General features: G+C 71.1%; 18 protein-coding genes. 10 read left to right on the top strand and 8 right to left on the bottom strand.

Annotated features, from left to right (window positions below):
- Nucleotides 1-19: 19 nt before the first annotated feature.
- Nucleotides 20-742 carry an ABC transporter permease gene (locus QSK17_RS27305; RefSeq protein WP_285708220.1) on the top strand — a complete coding sequence of 241 codons (723 nt, stop codon included), beginning with the start codon at nt 20-22 and terminating at the stop codon, nt 740-742.
- Here QSK17_RS27305 and QSK17_RS27300 read toward each other — a convergent pair.
- From QSK17_RS27300 to QSK17_RS27290, 3 genes are all read right to left on the bottom strand, one after another.
- A complete protein-coding gene (locus QSK17_RS27300) occupies nt 726-3869 on the bottom strand; it encodes an AfsR/SARP family transcriptional regulator (RefSeq protein WP_285708219.1) in 3144 nt (1047 codons plus the stop codon). The two genes, QSK17_RS27305 and QSK17_RS27300, sit on opposite strands and share 17 nt — an antisense overlap.
- Before the next feature lie 185 nt (nt 3870-4054).
- Nucleotides 4055-4354: a DUF6247 family protein gene (locus QSK17_RS27295; RefSeq protein WP_285708218.1), complete on the bottom strand. Its 300-nt coding sequence runs from the start codon at nt 4352-4354 to the stop codon at nt 4055-4057.
- A 130-nt stretch (nt 4355-4484) separates the two neighbouring features.
- On the bottom strand, nt 4485-4982 hold the full coding sequence (locus tag QSK17_RS27290; RefSeq protein ID WP_285708217.1) for an Lrp/AsnC family transcriptional regulator: 498 nt from the start codon (nt 4980-4982) through the stop codon (nt 4485-4487).
- 98 nt (nt 4983-5080) lie between these two features.
- Here QSK17_RS27290 and QSK17_RS27285 point away from each other — a divergent pair, with 98 nt between their 5' ends.
- Entirely contained in the window at nt 5081-6292 is a 1212-nt protein-coding gene (locus QSK17_RS27285; RefSeq protein WP_285708216.1) for a trans-sulfuration enzyme family protein, read from the top strand.
- A 349-nt stretch (nt 6293-6641) separates the two neighbouring features.
- Here QSK17_RS27285 and QSK17_RS27280 read toward each other — a convergent pair whose 3' ends face one another.
- From QSK17_RS27280 to QSK17_RS27270, 3 genes are all read right to left on the bottom strand, one after another.
- Nucleotides 6642-7265, bottom strand: coding sequence for an SRPBCC family protein (locus QSK17_RS27280; RefSeq protein WP_285708215.1), 624 nt, complete (start codon nt 7263-7265; stop codon nt 6642-6644).
- 152 nt (nt 7266-7417) lie between these two features.
- Complete coding sequence (locus QSK17_RS27275; protein ID WP_285708214.1) at nt 7418-9754, bottom strand: polysaccharide lyase 8 family protein; 2337 nt, start codon at nt 9752-9754, stop codon at nt 7418-7420.
- A 119-nt stretch (nt 9755-9873) separates the two neighbouring features.
- Nucleotides 9874-10443 carry a TetR/AcrR family transcriptional regulator gene (locus tag QSK17_RS27270; RefSeq protein WP_285708213.1) on the bottom strand — a complete coding sequence of 190 codons (570 nt, stop codon included), beginning with the start codon at nt 10441-10443 and terminating at the stop codon, nt 9874-9876.
- Nucleotides 10444-10553: 110 nt separating this feature from the next.
- On the opposite strand from QSK17_RS27270, the gene QSK17_RS27265 reads away from it, so the two are divergent.
- The gene (locus QSK17_RS27265; RefSeq protein WP_285708212.1) at nt 10554-11747 is read left to right on the top strand and encodes an FAD-dependent monooxygenase; all 1194 of its coding nucleotides are present in this window, start codon (nt 10554-10556) and stop codon (nt 11745-11747) included.
- An 81-nt stretch (nt 11748-11828) separates the two neighbouring features.
- Entirely contained in the window at nt 11829-12071 is a 243-nt protein-coding gene (locus QSK17_RS27260) for a hypothetical protein (RefSeq protein WP_285708211.1), read from the top strand.
- Between the two features lie 50 nt (nt 12072-12121).
- Here QSK17_RS27260 and QSK17_RS27255 read toward each other — a convergent pair whose 3' ends face one another.
- Complete coding sequence (locus tag QSK17_RS27255) at nt 12122-13996, bottom strand: CASTOR/POLLUX-related putative ion channel (RefSeq protein WP_352231852.1); 1875 nt, start codon at nt 13994-13996, stop codon at nt 12122-12124.
- Between the two features lie 249 nt (nt 13997-14245).
- Here QSK17_RS27255 and QSK17_RS27250 point away from each other — a divergent pair, with 249 nt between their 5' ends.
- Nucleotides 14246-15109 carry a DMT family transporter gene (locus tag QSK17_RS27250; protein ID WP_285708210.1) on the top strand — a complete coding sequence of 288 codons (864 nt, stop codon included), beginning with the start codon at nt 14246-14248 and terminating at the stop codon, nt 15107-15109.
- Here QSK17_RS27250 and QSK17_RS27245 read toward each other — a convergent pair.
- Nucleotides 15051-16169 carry an MGDG synthase family glycosyltransferase gene (locus QSK17_RS27245; protein ID WP_285708209.1) on the bottom strand — a complete coding sequence of 373 codons (1119 nt, stop codon included), beginning with the start codon at nt 16167-16169 and terminating at the stop codon, nt 15051-15053. The two genes, QSK17_RS27250 and QSK17_RS27245, sit on opposite strands and share 59 nt — an antisense overlap.
- A gap of 29 nt (nt 16170-16198) precedes the next feature.
- On the opposite strand from QSK17_RS27245, the gene QSK17_RS27240 reads away from it, so the two are divergent.
- From QSK17_RS27240 to QSK17_RS27220, 5 genes are all read left to right on the top strand, one after another.
- Entirely contained in the window at nt 16199-16945 is a 747-nt protein-coding gene (locus QSK17_RS27240; RefSeq protein ID WP_285708208.1) for a polysaccharide deacetylase family protein, read from the top strand.
- Between the two features lie 193 nt (nt 16946-17138).
- On the top strand, nt 17139-17999 hold the full coding sequence (gene hpnC / locus QSK17_RS27235) for a squalene synthase HpnC (RefSeq protein WP_285708207.1): 861 nt from the start codon (nt 17139-17141) through the stop codon (nt 17997-17999).
- Entirely contained in the window at nt 17986-18915 is a 930-nt protein-coding gene (locus tag QSK17_RS27230) for a phytoene/squalene synthase family protein (protein WP_285708206.1), read from the top strand. The genes hpnC and QSK17_RS27230 overlap by 14 nt, the downstream gene beginning before the upstream one ends.
- Nucleotides 18912-20375 carry a hydroxysqualene dehydroxylase HpnE gene (hpnE, locus tag QSK17_RS27225; protein ID WP_285708205.1) on the top strand — a complete coding sequence of 488 codons (1464 nt, stop codon included), beginning with the start codon at nt 18912-18914 and terminating at the stop codon, nt 20373-20375. The genes QSK17_RS27230 and hpnE overlap by 4 nt, the downstream gene beginning before the upstream one ends.
- On the top strand, nt 20372-21379 hold the full coding sequence (locus QSK17_RS27220) for a polyprenyl synthetase family protein (RefSeq protein WP_285708204.1): 1008 nt from the start codon (nt 20372-20374) through the stop codon (nt 21377-21379). Before hpnE ends, QSK17_RS27220 begins: the two co-directional genes overlap by 4 nt.

Here is a 21379-nt window from a genome sequence, read left to right as displayed (position 1 = left end):
CATCTCAGACTCCGCGACCATGCTGCGGCGCAACTTCCGGCACACGATGCGAAATCCGGTGGCGCTGTTCAACGGCATCATCATGCCGATCTTTCTGATGTTCCTGATGGTCTACGTATTCGGCGACGCGTTCAGCGTCGGCGTGAACTACGCCGATTACGCGACACCGGGGCTGATCCTGACGACCATCTGCTACGGCATCGGCTCCACCGCGATCGCGGTGAATTCCGATATGACGAACGGATTCATCAACCGGCTTCGCGTCATGCGGGTGTCCCGGGCCGCGGTGCTGAACGCGCACGTGATCGAGACCGTGCTGCGGAGCCTGGTGGCCATCGCGCTCGTCACCGGGGTCGCGCTGCTGATGGGATTCCGGCCGTCGGCGAGTTTCGCGGAGTGGCTCGGCGTGATCGGCATCGTCGTGTTGACGGTAGTGGCGATCGGCTGGCTGACCGTCGCCTTCGGCCTCGCGGCGAAAACGCCGGAAAGCGCGGGCATGGCCGCTGTCCCACTGATGCTGCTTCCCTTCTTGAGCAGCGCATTCGTGCCGGCCGACAAAATGGGGCCGGGCGTGCGGCAATTCGCGGAGTACCAGCCGTTCACCTCGGTCATCGAAGCCCTGCGCGGGCTGCTGACCGGCGCGCCGTCGGCGGGCTCGGCCATGGCGGCGATCGCCTGGTGCGTGGGGCTCACGCTCATCGCCTACCTGTGGGCGCGCCGGTCGTTCACGAAGCGAGCGTGATCTCGGCCAGCTCGCGCCAGTCCCGCCGCTGCCCGTCACGGATCGCCTCGGTGAACACGGTTTCACCGAGGCGATTCCGCGTCTCCAAGGTGATCCTGGAAGCGTCCGGCTGCGAACGATCCGGCGTGCCACGCACGCCGTCGCTCGCCGCGAGCAACCGCACGGCCTGCTCGTACTGTCCCTGGCGCAGCGCGAGATCCGCGATCCCGATCAACACCTCGGCGATCAGCGGCGGATAGCCCGTGTCCACCACCGCGCGGAACGCCTCGCTCCGATGCGCGCGGGCCTTCTCGAGGTCCTCGGCGAGGTAGCCGTACAGGTCCATGGCCTTGGCGCGGATGAAGCCGATCGTTTCCGCGTTGCCCGGCGTCGCCCGCACCGTGGCCAGGTGCCGGCGTGCCTCGTCCGGCTCGCCGCGCCAGCGCGCCAGCTGCGCCTTCGAGAGCGCCAGCTCGGCGAGCGCGTCCGGCCAGGTGATCCCGCCCGCGCACCGCTGCGCCTCGGCCATGGCGAACGTGCTGGATCGCTCATCGCCGAGCAGCCAGTACAGCTGAGCCTGCCGCACCCGCAGGCTGACCACTTCCTCCCGCACTCCCAGCTCGGTCAGCGCGGTGCCCGCCTCTTCGTAGTGCTCACACGCGCGGGCGAACTCGCCGCACATGGCGAGCCGATCGGCCAGGAACGTCAGCGCCAGCGAGATCCCCATCCGGTCACCCAGCGCGCGGAACTCGGCAAGGGCGATTTCGGCGTCGATGTCCACATTGGTCGCATCGCCGCCGAGCGTGAGCCGGAATCGGCCACGCGTGAGCCTGGCCTGCGCGCGCACCCATGGATCATCGTCTGCGAGGAGCGGCTCCAACGCGGGCAGGAACCCCGTCGGCTCCTGCAGCATCCGCTCCCAAAGCTCGACGAATCCGAGCATGGGGTGGCGAGACCCGCTGCGCCGGGTGACCCGGTACGCCTCGTGGATCCACTCCTGCGCCTGATATTGATCGCGGCCGACCCCGGAGGTCAGGAACACTGTCACGATGGTGTACGCCAGCGCCCGCACCTCATCGGGCACCTCACCGGGCATCGAGGCCGCCGCGACGCTCAACTCGGTGCCCTCGGCCCGGTGCCCGCTGAGGAACCAGTGCCAGCCCGCTGCCCCGACCAGCCGCATCGCCTCCTGGGCCCATCCCTCGGCGATCGCCCCGCGCAGGGCCGCATTGATGTTGTCGTGCTCGGCCTCGAGTGTGGCCAGCCATTCCAGCTGTTCGGCCCGGCGCAGGTGCGGATCGGCCGTCTCGGCCAGCTCGGTGAAGTAGGCCAGGTGCGCCCGGCGCGCCGGCTCGGATTCCTCGGCTTCGGCGAGCCGGTGCGCCGCGTACTCCCTGATGGTGTCGAGCATCCGGTAGCGCGGCGCACCCTCGCCGTCGGCGAGCAGCAGCGACTTCTCGATCAACGCGGTCAGCAGGTCGAGCACCTGCTCCCCGGCGAACGCCTCGTCCCCGCACACCCGCTCGGCCGCTTCCAGGCTCGCCCCGCCGGAGAACACCGAGAGCCGCCGCAGCACGCCACGTTCGGCCTCGGTCAGCAGATCCCAGCTCCAGTCCACGACCGCGCGCAGCGTCTTGTGCCGGGAGAGCGCCGTACGGCTGCCGCTGGTCAACAGGCGGAACCGGTCATCGAGCCGATGTGCCAGCTGATCGACGGTCATGGTGCGCAGCCGTGCCGCGGCCAGTTCGATCGCCAGCGGCATCCCGTCCAGCGCCCGGCAGATCCGCGCCATGGCCGCCAAGGTGGGCGCGTCGGAGCCGATGTCCTTGCGCACCAAACCCGCGCGGTCCCGCAGCAGCCGCACCGCGGGCGAGGACCCGACCTCGGAGGGGCCCGCTCCCTTCGCGGGCAGCGCCAGCGGCTCGACCTGCCACAGCACCTCCCCGGTGATGCCGAGCGGTTCCCTGCTCGTGGCCAGAATCCGCAGCCTCCGGCACTCCCCCAGAAGCCGATCCGCGAAAGCCGCGGCCGCCTCGATCACGTGCTCGCAGTTGTCCAGGATCAGCAAGATCGCGCGCTCACGGACCGCGGCGATGAGCCGATCCATCGGCTCTCCACCCCGCGCGTCACCGAGCAGCGGCTGGTCACGCAGGCCGATCGCGGTGAGGGCGGCCTGCGCCAGGTCACCGCCTGCCCGGACCGAGGCCAGTTCGACCAGCCACGCCCCGTCCGGCAGCTCGGCGAGCATCGTCCGCGCGGTCTCGGTGGCCAGCCTGGTCTTGCCGGAGCCGCCCGGCCCCGTCAAGGTGACCAGCCGGTGCTTGATGGCCAGACCGGCGACCGCGGCGATGTCATCGGCCGTGCCGACGAAACTCGTCAGCTCGGCGCGCAGGTTCGTCCTGCGGTTCTCCGCCCGCTCGCCCAACTCGCCCCGCAGCAACGCGGTGTGCAGCGCGGAGAGCTCGGCCGACGGATCGGCGCCCAACTCCTCGGCGAGCCGCTCGCGCGTCCGCTGGTACACGGTCAACGCCTCGGTCCCACGCCCCGCCTCGGCGAGCGCTCGCATCAAGGCCGCCACGAACCCCTCACGCAGCGGATACGTGGCGACCAGCTCGGTCAGTTCGGAGACCAACTCCGAGCCGCGGCCGAGGCGGATGTCCGCATCCACCCGATCCCCGAGCGCGGCAACGTAGAGCTCGTCCAGACGCGCGACCGCGGCGTCGAACGCATCGCTGCCGTGCAGCGCGATGTCCGCCATGGCCGTACCGCGCCACAACGCCAGGGCCGAGCGGAGCAGATCCGCCCGCGCCGCAGGCTCGGCGGCGCGGCCCTGACCGACTAAATGCTCGAACCGGCCCACGTCCACGGCATCAGAAGCCACGGCCAGCCGGTACCCGCCGGAATCCGCCTCGATCACACCGTTCGGCAACACCCTGCGCAGCCGGGACACCAACGCCTGCAAGGCATTCACTTCGTCCGCGGGCGGCCGTTGCCCCCAGATCCAGTCCACGAGCCTCGCGCGCGTGACGATCCGGCCGGGGTCGAGGGCGAGCGCGGCGAGCAGCGCGCGCAGCCGAATCCCCGGAACCTCCACCACGGCTCCATCGCGGTTCCGGACCTCGAACGGTCCGAGCAATTCGACTCGCACATCAGCATTGTGCCGAATCGTGGCGATGACAGACCACGCCGCCGCCTGCTCGGCCGAGCCTGGCGGCGCCGTGTGCCGGCTTCCCAGACCTCAAGCGCGCGGGCGAAATTCGGCAATCTGAAGAAGGCCGGAGAGACGCTCCAGCACCAGCCCACCGACCGGCGGTATGCGGAGTCAGTTGTAGCTCACACCCGGCCTTCCCACTCCGGCGGGGTGTAGCGAGTGAACATCTCCGTACGCCCCTGGAGAGCGTCATCGACCGCCTCCTCGTAGCCGGGGCGGGCGTAAGCGATCGCACGCAGGCGCCACTGACGCAACAGCGTCTGTACCTGCTTGAAGCGGACCAAGTCGTGGGCGGCTTCCAAAGCCTCGTCGTACTCTGACCGGAACCGGGCACGGTGCGACGGCGGAAGCGCCTCGAAGATCGCAGCCGGGTCCTCCCCGGGATCACGGGGCGCAACGGGTTCCAGAGGCTGAGCGGTCATGACCAATCTATTCTCCCGAGCACAGCGTCGCCGCGAACTGTAAATCGGCACCCAGGTATGGGGGTCCCCCGGTACTCGCCCCACTCCCAGCCGAGCGACTTGCAGTAGCCGGAGCCGTTCACTGTGACGTTCACGGATGCAGCACACCGCGACCTTCGCGCACCTCGAACACCAGTTGCGTCTCCGTCTGCCGCACCACCGGGTAGATGGTCACGTGTTCCAGGATGAGATCTCGGAGTTTCTCCGGGCTCTCCACGGCCACGTGCAGGAGGAAGTCGTCGTCGCCGCCCACGTGGAGAACCGTCAGCGCCCCCGGCACCATGACCAGCTTGTCGTAGAGGTTGCGGACGTGCTCTCGGTTGTGGCTTCCCAGGCGGACCTTGATGATCGCGTGGATCGGGTGGCCGAGCGCGCCGAGGTTGAGCCGCGCGTTGACGCTCGCGATGACACCCGACCGCCTCAGCGCGCGCACCCGGTACGCGCACGTGGACTCGGCGACTCCCACGCGGGCGGCGAGTGCGGCGTTGGTCATCCGGCCGTCCTCCACGAGCGCGGCGAGAATGGCCAGGTCGGTACCGTCGAGGGTCCCCGGAGCGTGTTGCGGTTTCTTCGACGCCAGCTCGGACATCAGTGCTCCTGTTGCTGAATCTGCACTGATCCTGGCGAACAGCGCTAGTTTCCGCAATGAGCATTGAAAGTCGCTGCGGATTCGCTCATGGTTGCCGCATGATCTCGCCTCGGCTGCAGCTCGACTCCATCGCCGTCCACGCGGGCCGCGAGGACCTCGCCGAACTCGGTGTCCACGCGCTTCCCATCGATCTGTCGTCGACCAATCCGCTGCCGGACGTCGAGGTCGGCGGCCTTTCGTACGAGGCCATGGCCGGCGGGGGAACGCCGTACGCGGAGGGCGGAGCCGTCTACGGGCGGCTCTGGAACCCGACCGTGGCCCGATTCGAGTCGGCGCTGGCGCGGATGGAGCACACCGAGGCCGCCGTGGCGTTCTCATCGGGTATGGCGGCGACGACCGCGGCGATCCTCGCGACGACGCGGGAGACCGGCCGCCGCCACATCGTGGCGGTCCGGCCGCTTTACGGCGGGACCGATCACCTGCTGGCTTCGGGCGTACTCGGCGCCGAGGCGACGTTCTGTACGGCGGAGGGCGTCGCCGCGGCGCTTCGGCCGGACACGGCGCTGATCATCCTGGAGACGCCCGCCAACCCGACACTCGACCTGGTCGACATCCGTGCCGTCGTCGAGGCGGCCCGCGGCGTTCCCGTTCTCGTGGACAACACGTTCGCCACCCCGATCCTGCAGAACCCCGTCGATTTCGGCGCCTCGATGGTCCTGCACAGCGCGACCAAGTATCTCGGGGGGCACGGCGACGTCATCGCCGGTGTCATCGCCTGCGACCAGGAGCAGGCGGCCGCGCTGCGACGGGTCCGCGCCATCACGGGCGCCCTTCTCCACCCGCTCGGCGCGTACCTCCTGCACCGGGGGCTCGCCACGCTCCCGATCCGGGTCCGCGCGCAGCAGGCGAACGCCCAGCGCATCGCCGCGTGGCTGAGCACCCACCCGAGCGTCTCCCGTGTGCACTACCCCGGGATCGCGGAGGATCCGCGGGGACTGCTCAACCGGCAGATGAAGGGCACCGGGGCGATGATCTCGATCGACCTCCGCGGAGGTCTGGAGCAGGCCAGGCACCTCACATCGGCGGTCCGCCTGTTCACCCACGCGGTGTCCCTGGGCGGCGTCGACTCGCTGATCCAGCATCCCGCGTCGCTGACGCACCGGCCCGTCACCCCCGACGCCCGCCCGTCCGACGGCCTGGTCCGGCTCTCCATCGGGTTGGAGGACCACGAGGACCTGATGGCCGACCTCGATCAGGCCCTCGCCGCGCACCGCCCGGCTCCCGCGCGTGCGGGCGTGTCGCACGCGTAGACCGCTACCGAGAAGAGCTGGACTCTCCACGCACCATGACACGAGCGGTTCGACACGACGCCTCCGGCCGGCCGGTTCATCAGCCTGATCGGTGACGCCGAGCTGGACGAGGGCGCGATCTGGGAGGCCGTCGCGGACCCGTCGGTCGCCAACTAATCGACACCGGTTCCATCGTCGACGCCGCGCTCGGCCTGACCGGACGCTGACGCGCCGAGGCAGCGGATGGGGCCACCGTGGACGTGCCCTGAGATGCTCGTCCACGGTGGCGCCCGGCGCGGGCCCGGTCATCCGATCGGATGCCCCGCCACGGGGGTACCTCGCGAAAGCGGATGCCGCGCCCGACTGCGGATCAGATCGCGCCGCTCTCGATCGCCTGCTTGAGGTAGGCCTGGTTCTGCTGGTGGGAGGCGACGCCGTTCGTGACGACGAAGTCGATCATCGAGTCGTCCGCGTCGAAGGTGAGGCGCTCGGTCACCCGGGTCTTCCCGCCGCTCAGCTTGGTGAAAACGATCTTCTGGTGCGTGACGACGTTGGGCAGCGACCAGGTGTCCGTCTCGTAGTAGAGGTCCTCCTTGTGGAGGCGCTGCTGCGCGTGCGTCTTGCTGGTGACGATCGTGCCCTCGTACGGGATGTCCTCGATGGCGGTGAGGTTGATGTAGCGCGTGTCACCCCGGCGCCAGTCCTTGTGGGTGACGACACGCTTCAGGAACGGGTTGCCGCCCATGTGGTTGTTGATGTTCGAGTACGAGGTGAAGACCTGCTTGGCGGGGGCGGTGATGTCGATGGAGATGCTGGTCGTGACCCGGCTCCGCCCTGAGCCCGCGGCGGGTGGCTTCGTGTCGGAGAACTTGTAGGTGTCCCACGCGGTCTGCCACTCGGCGGCGATCTGAGCATCGCTTTCGGTCGAGTCGGCATGGGCAGGGCCGGAGAAGGCGGCAAGGAAGAAGAGGGCGGCGAACGTCTGCGCCGTCACAATTCGAAGGAACTTTGTCACGTATACCCCAAGAAGAGACAGTAGGTACGGGTGATCTTCTATCGCATACATGGGGTGTTCCTGAAGAATCTTCGCCACAGTAGTGAAAAACTTCAGCCCGTAGGCGGGCAGGTCGGCCTGCTGGACAAGGCTTAGACGAGGCGCACGGTGACCGTTTGGGAGCTGCCGCCTCGGTCGGCGAGACGCCCGAATACGAGCGTGAGCGCGGCGCCGGTCGCGGCGCTCACGAGGAGAGGGTGCCCGTGGAGCACCTCGGCCACCGGCCGATCCCAGATCACGGTCAGCTCGTTCAGGTCACACCGGGGATCGGACACCGTCAGCGTGGCCGTACCGTCGCCGCCCTCCCTGACGAGGACCGCGCACGGGGCCGAGGCGGCCAGGCCGCCGGCCGCGCCGTCGTTCCAGAAGTTGACGGCGGTGATCCCCAACGAGGGGACCCGGACGCCCTGCTGCCGGGCGGTATTGGCGAGGACGCGGACCCAGCCGGGGTCGGCGGCGCGGGCCCGGGTCTCCGCCAGGCTCGCACCCGGCAGGAGCAGGTAGACGTAACCCGCCGAGCGGGGATCGACGCCGTGATCGAGCCAGAGGGTCACATAGGCGCGGGTCACCGGGTTCGCGCCGCCGGTGCGTTCCTCGCGCAGCGTGTGCAGGCGGGCCCCGCCCGGCAGGACGTAGCCGCCATGCCCCTCAAGGTGCGCCCAGCCCGCCGCGTCGTCCACGGGGTCGTCCACAGGGTCGTCCGCAGTGTCGTTCACAGGGTCGTTCACAGGGTCGTTCACGGTGAGGAGCGCGTCGGTTCTGCGGTTGTCCACGATGGTCTCGACCGGGACGCCGTCCTCACTGGTGATCCCGGCACCCAAGCAGAGCACGGCGTCATCGAGGAAGAACCACGACTTGAAGGCCTCCATCGTGCTTTCGAAGCCGTTCAGGTGCTGGCCGACCGCCGCGTATACGCCGTCGGTGGCGCCGCCCACCCAGCGGCCCGGCGGGCAGGTGTCGCCCCAGCCCTCACCGGCGCCGTCGGCCAGCCGCCGGGTGGAGACCGTCGTGCCCGGCAGGCGGTAGGGATCGACGGTGGGCCAGAAGGAGTCGGAGTACTGGTCGCCGTGGCCCTGGCCCCACCAGTAGAGCATTCCTGAGCCGGTGTGCCAGCCACGCGGGTTCTCGCCGTTGCCGTGCTCGTAGTGGCCGATCCGGTGGGAGGCCATGCTGAGCCCCGCGCACCAGCCAAGCCGGCGATGGACGGCGCGGGCGCTCACCGTCTGGAGCCGGTGCCCGACGGGTTCATCGGCCGCGGGGATCGCGTCGTCACCCGAAATCGCGGCGAGGCGGGCATGGAACCCGAGATCGTCGCCCTCGGCCGCCCTGAACATGGACACACAGGTGTCCCGCAGCGCCCACCCCTTGACCATGGCCTGCCAGCGGGCGCGCTCGGCGGCCGAGGCCGCGTCCCCGAGCAGCAGGATCGAGGAGGCGATCCCGCGTCCCCTCTCGTGGTCGCCGTACGGTCTCCTGTCGATCCCGCGACCGCTGACGAGGTCCATGCAGAAGCCGTCGTGGATGAACGGCGCGAACGACCTCTCGACGGCGTCGAAGACGATCTGCGTGTTCGGGTCGGTGATCTCCCATGGCGACCCGCGCAACACCGCGAACAGTGTCGCCAGGCCGGACAGCAGCACCGCTCCGTACCCGCCCTGATAGGGGACGGTCGCGTGCTGGATGAAGGAGCCGTCCCGGTAGAAGCCGTCGCCCTCGTGGACGTACGGGAAGACCGGGGAGAGCGCCGAGACGGCCAGGGCGGCCTTGTCCGGGTCGGATCTGAGGATGGCGCGCAGCAGGGTCACCGTGCACAGGTCCACCCGGTTGGCCCCGGTGCTGGTGCCGCTGTAGTCGTCCAGACGGCATTCGGGGAGGAAGTGGTCCACCGCGTCCCGCAGCGCCCTGCTCTGCCGGTCCGTCAGGTGCGGACCGATCAGCACGGCCGCGTCGAGGAGCTTCTTGGGGACGCCGATCTCCCAGTTCCACCAGTTGCCGACCGGGTCCGCGTCCGCGGCGTACACCTGCCGCCGGTAGTGGTCGATGCCGGTGGAGACGGCCGCGGCCAGGTTCGCGTCACCGGTCAGGCCGGTCCCCGGCAGCGCGTACGCGCGGGCCATGGCCCGCAGCCGCGCCGGAGTGCCGGTGAAGGAAGGGAACGCCAGATCCGGCCAGAGCGACGCGCCGGTCGGCGCCATCGAGTCCCGGTAACCGGCCGCCGTCGTCCCCAGCTTCGCCAGCCGGGTCCGGTACGGCTCGGCGGCCGGGTCGAACCCCGACCCCGCCGTCACGTCCCGCCACCGGCGGCGCAGCAGGGCGAAGGAAGGATCACCGGGGCGCTCGACGTACGCGTGCTCCGCACACCCCGAGATCAGCGCTCCGGCCACGCCGACACCGCCGAACTGGAGAAATAATCGCCTGGAACATCGCATTCGGGAATACTCCTCCCTCCCCGGCTCACGGTCCCTCACCCCGACTCCCACCCCGAGCGGCCCATCACTCTGAGCGGTCCGTCAGCTCCCGGCCGCACGCGGTCTCGTCGTCGCCGAGGTCAGCGGCCGAAACCGGCGGCGACGGCTCTGATCGCCTCGGCGAGGTCGCGTCCGGTGGGCGCGTGCTCGGGGTCGATCAGCCACTGCGACAGCAGGCCGCTGAGCAGCGTGTGGTAGAGCCGGCCGGTCACGCGGAGCGTCTCGGGGTCGGCGTCCGGGTCGAAGATCTCGGCGAGGCCGTACCGCGCCTCCTCCAGACCGGCGCCGAACACCTCGCGCATCTCCGGCAGGTGGTCGAGCTGGGTGATCACCTCGAACTGGGTGCTCCAGAGCGGTCTGCGCTCGGTGAACGAGCCGACCACCCGCTCCCAGATCGCCTCGAACCGCTCCTGTGAGCCGGGGCGCATGCCGGTGTCCGTGCCGAGCGCCCGCTCCAGCTCGTCGCCCCACTCGCGCATGGTGTCGACGAGCGCCTCGTTGAGCAGGGCCTTCGTGGACCGGAAGTGGTAGCCGATGGAGGCCAGGCTGGTGCCGGACGCCGCCGCGATGTCGCGCGCGGTGGTGCGCGTGTACCCCTTCTCGTAGAGGCAGCGCTTGGCTCCGGCGAGCAGATCTTCCCGATTTCCCATGCCTCGCACCCTAACACTTACGTCTGAGACATTTGTACTAGACACTTTTCTGAGACATTTGTACAGTGGACGGCAGACGGCCAGAACGGCCCGAACCTGAGGAGTCCCCCATGAAGACGGTTTTGATCTCTGGCGCCAGCATCGCCGGCCCCACGCTCGCGTACTGGCTGAGCGAGTACGGCTTCGCCCCGACCATCGTGGAGCGCGCTCCCGCCCCCCGCGACGGTGGCTACAAGATCGACATCCGGGGGATCGCCCTCGACGTCGTGGAGCGCATGGCCCTGCTGCCCAAGGTGCGGGCGCTGCGCACGGACATGAAGGCGGCTCACTTCGTGGACGCCCACGGCAAGGTGATGGCCACCATGGACGCCGAGCTCTTCGGCGGCCGGGAGGACGCCGACGTTGAGATCATGCGCGGCGACCTGGGCCGCCTCCTCTACGAGGCCACCGCGGACCGGGCGGAGTACATCTTCGACGACTCGATCACCTCGATGACCGAGACCGACGACGGCGTGCTGGTCACCTTCGAGCGCGGCCCCTCACGCGTCTTCGACCTGGTCGTCGGGGCCGACGGCCTGCACTCCAACGTCCGCCGGCTGGCCTTCGGCGACGAGGGGCGGTTCGCCCGCGACCTCGGCTGCCACATCTCGATCTTCACCGTGCCCAACCACCTGAACCTGGACCGCACCGAGATGGGCCGGGCGCTCCCCGGCGCGACCGCCCTCATGTACTCCACGGCGCGCGCCACCGACGCCAGGGCGATGTTCCTCTTCTCGTCGGACGGGCAGGCCCACGACCGGCACGACGTCGAGGGGCAGAAGAAGACCGTCGCCGAGCGGTTCGCCGGCCACGGCTGGGAGATCCCCCGGCTGCTCGACGGCATGACCGAGGCCCCGGACTTCTACTACGACTCCCTCAGCCAGATCCACATGGACACCTGGTCCACGGGCCGGGTCGCCCTCGTCGGCGACGCCGCCTACTGCGCCTCCCCCGCCTCGGGGCAGGGCACCAGCCTCTCCCTCGTCGGCGCGTACGTCCTGGCCGGGGAGCTGGCCGCCGCGTCCGGTGACCACACCGCCGCGTTCGCCGCGTACGAGCGGGAGCTGCGGCCCTTCGTGACGGCCAACCAGGACCTCGCCGAGGGCAACCTCAAGGGCATGGTCATGAAGTCCGCCTTCCAGATCAAGTTCCAGATGTTCATGCTCCGGCTGCTGCCCCACATGCCCGGCTCCTCCCGCATGGCCCAGCGCATCACGGAGAACATCCACAAGGCGGCGACCTCCATCTCCCTCAAGTCGTACTGACCGCGGCGGGGGAGCACCCCGCGACGCGTGCTCGAGCCCTGCGCGGGTAGGGGCGATGAATGCGACGAAGGAGGGGTGGTCATGCTCGACCATGCCGCGCTTGAGGAGATGCAGAAGGTCCTGGACGAGGTCTTCCGGGATCGTGAGCGGGCCACCCGCCGCGAGGTGTACGCCTCGGCGTCCGCGCACGTACGCCTGCCGGCCGACATGCTGACGCATCTGAACGAGATGCCCGACCGCAGCTACAGCCGGCAGGAGATGGTGGACGCGATCAACAAGGTCATCGAGAGCCGGGGCGAGCAGGACGCCTTGGGACTGCTGTGACCCGCGGCCCCGTGCGTGCCCGGCTCCGGTGTTCCGGCCGCAGGCGGGGTTCAGTCCTCGGCGACGACGATGACCTGGTCGCGGTCCCCCAGGACCAGCGGCACACACTTGGGCGGGTTGAGCGTCACACCGTACGCCGGGGGTTCGTCACTGTGGCGGGCCCGCCGATATCCGATGGCGACCTCTCCCCTGCGCCGTGCCGACTCGATGACGGTCGCGAAGTTCGCCTCGACGCCCGGCAGCACGTAGTCCGGCGCGGGCTTGAGATAGATCTCCGACCCCGCCGGGTCGAACAGATCGGCGAAGACCGCGTACAGGTTCCGGTTCTCGGCGAGCTGGGTCAGCAGCAGGCAGATCAGCTTGCTGCTGACGATGAAGTCGTCGGCCTTGGTGACCTGCGCGACCTCGCGGTTGTTGTCGTCGTTCATCTCCGTGACGATCGAGTACGGGTCGCCCAGCCGCACCTCGATGTCACGCAGGTGGAGCAGCGTCACCAGTGTGCGGTCGTCGGCGCGGTCCGGGTCGACACCGTCGTTCGAGAGCACGACGATGTGCTGGTACGTCCCGAGGTCGAGGGCCTCCAACGACCGCCTGCTGGTCGGCTCGCAGACCTTGTACCCGACCAGCAGGTTCTCCCTGGTGCTCTCCACGGCGTACGCGGGCCTGTGGGGCGCGGCGATGTCCACGACCGAACCCGGCGGGGCGAGCCGGTCGAGCAGGTCGATGATCTTCGTGGCGCGGGCGTTCCAGCCGATCAGCAGCGTCCGGTCGGGCACGGGCTCCCGCTCGGGAGCCGTGGTGATCGCCTTCTCCACGATCGGTGGACTCTGGTCGGCCAGGCGGATGAGCAGGTCGTCCTCGGCGACCAGGATCATGCTGTCACCCGCCTCGATCGGGGTGTCCGCCGGAGGGTTGACCAGCACCGGCCCGTCGGCCTTGTGCACCCCGATCGGGACGCCCAGTTCGTACGAGTTGAGCACCTCGCCGTACTTCTGGCCGACGAGGGCGGGCTCGGGCCGGAAGTAGATCTCGTTGCCCGCGAAGTCGAGCAGGTCGGTGCACACGGTGGACAGGCCGGCCTGCCGGTGTGACTGCACCACCATGCGGACGGTGATGTCGTCGGCGTCGATCACGAGCGCCGACTCCCCGGCGGCGAGCCGGGCCGCCGCGAGGTTCTCCGAGTCCTGGACCGCGGCCACGATGTGCGGGCGGCGGTTGCCGCTCCACGTCCGGTTGTTCAGGAGCAGCAGCACCTTGATGACGTCGATGTCGGCGTCCTCGACCTGCGGCGGCATCACCATGATCGCTTTCGCGGTGTCCGGGCTGACGAGTTCGAGGTCGGCCCGCTTGAGCGGGTTGCCTGAGCGGCAGATCACCCGCGTGTGGCCGGTGTCGGGCACCCGCATGCGGATCTGGTCCTCCATCCCGACCTTGTCGCGGTCGGCGAGGATCACCACGCACGAGCGCCGGGCGCTCTGGTTGGCCGTCACCAGCTCGCCGATCACCGTGAAGACCTGTTCCGACCAGCCCAGGATGATGGTGTGTCCGCGCTCGATGAGCTGCGACCGGCCCTTGCGGAGCTGCGCGATCCGTGCTTCCAGGCCGGTCGTGAGCACACCGATGAGGGCGCTGACGATGAAGATGCCGCCGACGGTGACCGTGAGCATCAGGCCGAGGAAGACCGGACTGCCGGTGTCGTCGCCCATGGTGCCGGGATCGAGCGTGCGCAGCAGGCTCATCCAGGCCACGCCGATCCAGCCGTTGTTGAGCTCGGTGTCCTCGTTGGTGAGGAGGACGATCAGGATCGTGACCACCGCGATGAGCGCGATGGAGGCGAGCCCCAGCCAGCCGATCAACGCGGGGGTGCCCCGGTCCATCGTGCCGTCGAACCAGTACCGCAGGCGGGCCCGCAGTCTCAACCGCACCGTCACGCTCCCGCCGTCCGCTCGTCGTCCCCTCCGCCCGAACCGCCCGAAATCATGCGGATCGGATCAGAAGGAACATAGCAAGGTGGCCCGGAGCTCGCTTCTGCTCGGCGGCCAAGCGGCAGGCAAACGTGGGTCGCGGCCCAGCCGTGTCCGGCGTGGGTCGCTTGCGCCGGGTGCCGGTTCCCCGATGCTCGGCCCTATGACCACCACTGTCGGACGGCGCCGCGTACGGAAGGCCGGGCGCCGGTGATCGCGGTGATCCTGGCCGTGCTCGCGGCGGCCTGCAACGCGTACTCCTCGGTGCTGCAGCGCCGGGCGGCGCGGACCGCTCCGCCGAGCGACGCCTTCAAGCTGTCCCTGATGTGGGACATGATGCGCAAGCCGGTCTGGCTGGGCGGCATCGGCGCGCTGATCGGTGGTTTCCTCCTCCAGGCGAGCGCGCTGAACTTCGGGACGCTCGCCTTGGTGCAGCCGCTGCTCATCACGGAGCTGCCGTTCACCATGCTCATCATCTGGTTGATGTACGGGGTGAGGCTGGACCGGAACGCGTGGCTGGCCATCGTCTGTGTGACCGTCGGGCTCGCGACCCTGCTCGCCTCCGCCAGCCCCGGGCAGGGGCACCGCACGCCGGGCCCCGCCGACTGGACGATCGCCACGCTGGTCTGCGGCGGCATCACCGCGTACCTGATCGGGATGGCGCGGATCACCCGCGGCCCGTACCGCGCGGCGCTGCTCGGGATCACGTCCGGCCTGGGATTCGCCTTCACCGCCGCGCTGATGAAGGAGAGCACCCGCCTCTTCGACACGGAGCGGGCCGCCGTGCTGACCACCTGGCCGGTGTGGGCCATGGTGGCCGCGGGGCTGTTCAGCGTGTTCGTGCTGCAGAACGCCCTGCAGAGCGGCAATCTCGTCGTCGTCCAGCCGACGCTCAACGTCAGCGACCCCGTGGCGAGCATCGGGCTCGGCGTCGCGCTCTTCGGCGAGAGCATCCGGCTCGGCCCGTGGATGGTGTTCGAACTGATCGGTGTGGGCCTGATCTTCTACGGCAGCGTCAGGCTGGCCCAGTCCCCGCACGTCCGCCAGGACGACCTGACAGGACAGAAAGATTGAAGAACGACTCGGCGGGCGCGGCGGCGAACAGCCGGGCTCCGGGGGCCGCGTGCCGCGCCCGCCCGCCCTCCTCGCCGATCCGGTCGAGCGCGGCCAGCAGCTCGGCCGCGTCACGGGCGTGGACGCTCAGCCCGGCCCTGGCCATCGCCAGCGCGCCCTCGCGCCCGTGCCCGGGGATCGGCAGATAGGAGATCACCGGCACCCCCGCCGCCATCGCCTCCCTGCATGTCAGTCCCGCCGCGTTGTCGATCAGCGCGTACGCCGCGGCCATCAGGGCGGGCATGTCGTCGCACCAGCCGAGCGCCACCCCGGCACGCCCCAGATGGCGGCGCAGGCGGCGGCGGAGCTCGTCGTTGCGCCCGCACAGGACGACTGGCACGTACCGCCCGGAGCGGGCCAGGATGCGGGCCGTCCGCTCGACGCCGCCCACCCCCCAGGAACCCGCCGAGACCAGGACCGGCCGGTCGCCTCGCCGTTCGTCCGGGCGCGGCCGGGCGGTGGCCCCGTCCATCAGGAACTCCGGGCGGACGAGCGGGGCGTGCCAGGAGGCGGGCCGCCCGGTCGCCGCCCGCACCGCGTCCGCGGTGGCCGGGTCGGGGCACAGGTACCGGTCGTTCCCCGGATGCAGCCACAACCGGTGCGCCGCGAAGTCGGTGAGCAGCACTGTGCTCGGGACCGGCAGCAGGCCACGCGCCCGGAGGTGCCCGGCCGCCTGCGCGGCCAGGTGGAAGGCCGACACCACCTCGTCCGGTCTCCGGCGGAGCAGCAGCCTCCGCAGCCGGGCCGCGACCAGGACCGTCAGCGGCGACACCGACGGCACACTCCCCGACGCGAAGAAGGCGCGATAGATCAGCGCGTACGACCAGGGGGCGGAGCGCATCATCCAGCCGTACCAGCCGCGCAGTGCCGCCCCCAGCCGGAACGGGAGCAGGTCGAGGACGTCGGTCACCTCGGCGTCGACGCCCGCGGCGGCCAGCCGCCTGGCCAGCTCGGCCGCGGCGGCGTCGTGCCCCGCGCCCATGCTCGCGCTGAGGATCAGGACCGTGCGCCGCGTTGGCATCGCCGCACCTCTCCCGCACACTTGACGGAGTGACCTGGGAAACGACCTGGGAAAACAGCGGGACGCGCCGCATCGCGCCCGCGCTGGCCGGCCTCGCCGGGCTGGCCCTGCTGCATGCCGGCCCCGCCGCGACCTGGCTGCCCGCCGTACGCCGCCTGCTGCCCGGCATCGCGGGCGTGGGCGCGGGCGACCATGTCGCGCTGACCTTCGACGACGGCCCCGACCCGCGATCCACACCGCGGTTCCTCGACGAGCTGGACCGGCTCGGCTGCCGGGCGACGTTCTTCATGCTCGGCGAGATGCTCGACCGCCATCCCGCGCTCGGCCGCCGCGTCGCCGCGTGCGGCCACGAGATCGCCGTGCACGGCTGGCACCACGACAACGCGCTCGTCACCCGCCCGGGACGCATGGCGGCCGAGCTGGCTCGGGCCGCCGACCTGGTCACCGCCGTGACCGGGACGGTCCCCCGGTGGTACCGCCCGCCGTACGGCGTGCTCAGCGCCGAGACACTGATCGCCGCCCGGCTCCGCGGGCTGCGGCCGGTGCTGTGGACCGTGTGGGGCCGGGACTGGACCCGCTCGGCGACCCCGGACTCCGTGGTGGCGGCCATGACGCCCGGCCTGCGCGGCGGGGCCACTCTCCTGCTGCACGACTCCGACCACACCTCGGATCCGGGCGCCTGGCGGTCGGCGCTCGGCGCCCTGCCCCGGCTGGTGGACGCCTGCCGCTCGGCGGGCCTGTTGATCGGGCCCCTGCGGGACCACGGCGTCTGCTGAAAACACGGAAGACCGACCTCCGATTTCCGCGATTCCCGGTTTAAACGGCCCGTTCGGCAAATAGCCGCCGATGAATTCTCAGAAATTCGGCGGCACATCCGGATATCAAAATATTCGCCCTGCTCCTGTCCGCTAAACCCCAATGAGCTGGGCGTCCGTGTTTATACCAGCCCACGACGGACAGCCTCAATTTATGTCATCGGGGGGAGACGACGTTCGGGACGTCGCACTCAAAGCGCGCCGGGAAAACTTCCCGGTCGCTTCCCGGCTGCTGCCCCGCGGTTATCGTCATCACCTCCTCGCGGTGTACGGCTTCGCGCGGTTCGTGGACGACATCGGCGACGAACCCGGGAACGGCGACCCGCTGCGCCTGCTCGACACCGTGGAAACCGACCTTCACCGTCTCTACGCCGGTCGGACGCCGTACCTGCCCGCCGTGCGCGAGCTCGAGGAGACGGTCACGGCGTTCTCCATCCCCGCGGAGCCCTTCCACCGGCTGGTCGAGGCGAACCGGCGCGACCAGACGATCACCCGGTACAAGACGTTCGACGAGCTGCTCGGCTACTGCGAGCTGTCCGCCAACCCGGTCGGGCACATCGTGCTGCACGTGTTCGGCCTGGCCGCCCCCGACCGCCTCGACCTGTCCGACCGGGTCTGCACGGCGCTGCAGATCATCGAGCACTGCCAGGACGTCGGCGAGGACTACGCCCGGGGCCGGATCTACCTGCCGAAAGAGGACCTCCGGCGGTTCGGCTGCACCGACGCCGACCTCGCCGCGGCGAGCACCCCCGGCCGGCTGCGCAACGTGGTCGCGCTGCAGACCGAACGGGCCGAACGGCTGCTCAACGAGGGGGCCCCGCTGGTCGCCTCGGTGGGCGGCCTGGCCCGGCTCGCCATCGCGGGCTACCTCGCCGGGGGCCACGCCACGATCGCCGCGCTGCGGCAGGCCGGTTACGACGTTCTCGGCCGCGCCGTACGGCCGCGCGGGACGCGCCTGATGCGGGCGTGGCTGCGCATCCTGGTGAGAAGGGGGGCGAGCCGTGGGCGTTCCTGAGGCGTACCGACACTGCGAACAGATCATGCGCAGGCAGGCGCGGAACTTCTCCTACGGCCTCCGGCTGCTGCCGGCGCCCAAGCGCCGCGCGCTGAGCGCGGTGTACGCCTTCGCCCGGCGGATCGACGACATCGCCGACGGCCACGGGCCGGTCGGGCAGCGGCTGGCCCAGCTGGCCGCGGCCAGAGAGGCGCTGGACGGCCCGCCGGAGCTCCGCGGCGAGCGGGACGGCCGGGACGGCCGGGACGGCCGGGACGACGGCGAGGGCCGTGACAACCGTGACGGCCGTGAGGACCTCGTGCTGATCGCGTTGCACGACGCCGCGCGGCGCTACCCGCTGCCGCTCGCCGCGTTCGGCGAGCTGATCGACGGCTGCGCCGCCGACGTGCGCGGCACGACGTACGCCCGGTTCGACGAGCTGCTGTCGTACTGCCGATGCGTCGCCGGGTCGATCGGGCGGCTCTCGCTCGGCGTCTTCGGCACCGACGACCCCGCGGCGGCCACGCCGCTCGCGGACGCGCTCGGCGTGGCCCTGCAGATCACGAACATCCTCAGAGACGTGCGCGAGGACCGGCTGGCCGGGCGGATCTACCTGCCGATCGAGGATCTCGAGCGGTTCGGCTGCACCCTGACCCTCGACGGCGCCGGGCGGTTCACCGATCCGCCGCACCGGCTCGCCACACTCATCCGCTACGAGGCCGTACGCGCCCGCGAGTGGTTCGCGGACGGCATGCGCCTGCTGCCCCTGCTCGACACCCGCAGCGCGGCGTGCACTGCGGCGATGGCCGGGATCTACCGGTGCCTGCTCGACCGCATCGCGGCAGACCCCGCCGTGGCGCTGTCCGCTCGGTTATCGCTGCCGCCCTGGGCGAAAGCCATGGTCGCGGCGCGGGCGCTCGCGGGGGCGGGCCGATGACGCGGGCTCCGGTGGCGATCGTCGGGGGCGGCCTCGCGGGCATCGCCGCCGCCGTGGCGCTCGGGGAGGCCGGCCACCCGGTGACGCTGTACGAGGCCCGGCCGCGGCTCGGGGGCGCCACGCACTCGTTCGTGCGCAACGGCCTCGTGGTCGACAACGGGCAGCACGTGTTCCTGCGCTGCTGCACGGCCTACCGGGGGCTGCTCGACCGGCTCGGCGGCGCGTCCCGGGTGGACGTGCAGGACCGGTTCGACGTGCGGGTGCTCACCCCGGACGGCCGGACGGCGCGGCTGCGCCGGTCCGCGCTACCCGGGCCGTTCCACCTCCTGCCCGCGCTGGCGCGGTACCCGCTGCTCGCGCCGGCCGACCGGCTGCGCGCGATGCGCGGCTCGCTCGCCCTGCGGCGGCTCGACCCGGCCGACCCCGCGCTCGACCGGGTGGACCTCGCGACCTGGCTGGCCGCACACGGGCAGGGCGACGCCGCGCGGCGCGTCCTGTGGGAGCTGTTCGCGGTGGCCGCGCTGAACGTGTGCGCCGGGGACGCGGCGCTCGGCCCCGCGGCGATGGTGTTCCAGACCGCGCTGTTCGGCCGGGCGGACGCGGCCGACATCGGCGTGCCCACCGTGCCGCTCGGCGAGCTGCACGGCACGGCCGCGCAGGCCGCCATCACCCGGCACGGCGGTGTCGTACGGCTGTCGGCGAAGGTCACGGCGATCGAACCGGGCCCCATGATCGTCGTGGACGGCACGCGGGTGAAGGCGTCGGCGGTGATCGTCGCCACGCCGCACGAGCAGGCCGCGCGGCTCGTCCCGATGGACGCGGCGCCGGACCGGGAGCGCTGGAGCGGCCTGTCCGCCAGCCCGATCGTCAACGTGCACGTCGTCTACGACCGGCGGGTCACCGACCTGCCGTTCGCCGCGGTCGTGGGGTCGCCGGTGCAGTGGGTGTTCGACAAGACGCGGGTGGCCGGGCTGCGCGACGGCCAGTACCTCGCGGTCTCCGTGTCGGCCGCCGACCGCTGGATCGACACGCCCACCGCGCGGGCCCGGGCCGTGTTCGTCCTGGCGCTGGAACAGCTCTTCCCCGGCGCACGACGGGCCCGGGTCACGGACTTCTTCGTCACCAGAGAACGTCGCGCCACCTTCCGCCAGGGTCCTGGCAGCGGCGCGCTCCGCCCCGAGGCCGCCACCCGGTGGCCCGGACTGTTCCTCGCCGGCGCGTGGACCGACACGGGCTGGCCCGACACGATGGAGGCGGCCGTGCGCAGCGGACTCAACGCGGCCAGATTGGCCAGGCGTCATCTGGACGCGGGGATTCCGAACACGGGAACTCGCGACATGGGGACTCGCGACACGGCAACTCGGGACACGGCGACCCGCGACACGGCGACTCGCGACACGGCGACTCTCGACACGGCGACTCTCGACACGGCGACTCTCGACACGGAGGCGGCCCGGTGAGGGAGGTCATCCCGCCGACCGTCGCGGCCGCCCGCGGGCTGGTGGAGCCCGTGCTGCGCGACGCCGTGGCCCGGCTCGACCCGATCACGCGGCGCGTCGCCGCCTACCACCTCGGCTGGGCCGACCCGATGGGCCGGCCCGTCACGCCGGGGGGCAAGGCCCTGCGACCGGCGCTCGCCGTTCTGTCCGCCAGGGCGGCGGGCACGGAGCAGGCGTTGACGGCGGCCGCGGCGGTCGAGCTCGTGCACGCGTTCTCGCTGCTCCACGACGACATCATGGACGGGGACCGGATGCGGCGGCACCGGCCCGCGGCCTGGACCGTCTTCGGCCAGTCGTCGGCCATCCTCGCCGGGGACGCGCTCCTGTCGCTGGCCGGTGAGGTGCTGCTGGAGGACGGCGACCCGGGGCTCGTCGCAGCGGCGCGCTGCCTGGCCGCCGCGACCCGGCGGCTGATCGCCGGGCAGGCGCTGGACCTGGAGTTCGAGCGGCGCTCCGACGTGAGCCTGGACGAATGCCGCGAGATGTCCACCCAGAAGACCGGCGCACTGCTGGCCTGCGCCTGCTCGATCGGTGCTCTGGCGGTGGGCGGCCCCGATCCGCTCGTCGCGGCCCTGGCCGCGTTCGGGGCCGAGGCGGGGCTCGCCTTCCAGCTGGCCGACGACCTGCTCGGCATCTGGGGCAGCCCGGCCGCGACCGGGAAGCCGGTGCTCTCGGACCTGCGGGCCCGCAAGAAGTCCCTGCCGATCGTCGCCGCGCTCACCAGCGGCACCCGGGCGGGCGAGCGGCTCGCCGCCCTGATGGCCGGTACGGAGCCGCTTTCGGAGTCCGATCTGCGCGACGCTGCCGGTCTGGTCGAGGAGGCGGGCGGGCGCGCCTGGGCCGAGACCGAGGCCAAGCACCGGCTCGACGCGGCGGAGCGCCACCTCGCCGACGCCGACATGCCCTCGGCGGTCCGCGCCGAGTTCCTCGACATCGCCCACTTCCTGACGTCCCGAGGACACTGA

It is taken from the genome of Microtetraspora sp. NBRC 16547 (assembly GCF_030268965.1).
In the GTDB taxonomy this organism is placed as follows: domain Bacteria; phylum Actinomycetota; class Actinomycetes; order Streptosporangiales; family Streptosporangiaceae; genus Microtetraspora.
Note: the sequence above shows the minus strand (reverse complement) of the source record. Positions and strands in the feature narration are given on the sequence as shown.

Coding starts and splice junctions, on each gene's coding strand:
- QSK17_RS27270 (WP_285708213.1), bottom strand. CDS start 10,443: ATGGGAAATCGGGAAGATCTGCTCGCCGGAGCCAAGCGCTGCCTCTAC.
- QSK17_RS27285 (WP_285708216.1), top strand. CDS start 5,081: ATGATCTCGCCTCGGCTGCAGCTCGACTCCATCGCCGTCCACGCGGGC.
- hpnE (WP_285708205.1), top strand. CDS start 18,912: ATGACGCGGGCTCCGGTGGCGATCGTCGGGGGCGGCCTCGCGGGCATC.
- QSK17_RS27265 (WP_285708212.1), top strand. CDS start 10,554: ATGAAGACGGTTTTGATCTCTGGCGCCAGCATCGCCGGCCCCACGCTC.
- QSK17_RS27305 (WP_285708220.1), top strand. CDS start 20: ATGCTGCGGCGCAACTTCCGGCACACGATGCGAAATCCGGTGGCGCTG.
- hpnC (WP_285708207.1), top strand. CDS start 17,139: ATGTCATCGGGGGGAGACGACGTTCGGGACGTCGCACTCAAAGCGCGC.
- QSK17_RS27260 (WP_285708211.1), top strand. CDS start 11,829: ATGCTCGACCATGCCGCGCTTGAGGAGATGCAGAAGGTCCTGGACGAG.
- QSK17_RS27275 (WP_285708214.1), bottom strand. CDS start 9,754: ATGCGATGTTCCAGGCGATTATTTCTCCAGTTCGGCGGTGTCGGCGTG.
- QSK17_RS27295 (WP_285708218.1), bottom strand. CDS start 4,354: ATGACCGCTCAGCCTCTGGAACCCGTTGCGCCCCGTGATCCCGGGGAG.
- QSK17_RS27245 (WP_285708209.1), bottom strand. CDS start 16,169: ATGCCAACGCGGCGCACGGTCCTGATCCTCAGCGCGAGCATGGGCGCG.
- QSK17_RS27290 (WP_285708217.1), bottom strand. CDS start 4,982: ATGTCCGAGCTGGCGTCGAAGAAACCGCAACACGCTCCGGGGACCCTC.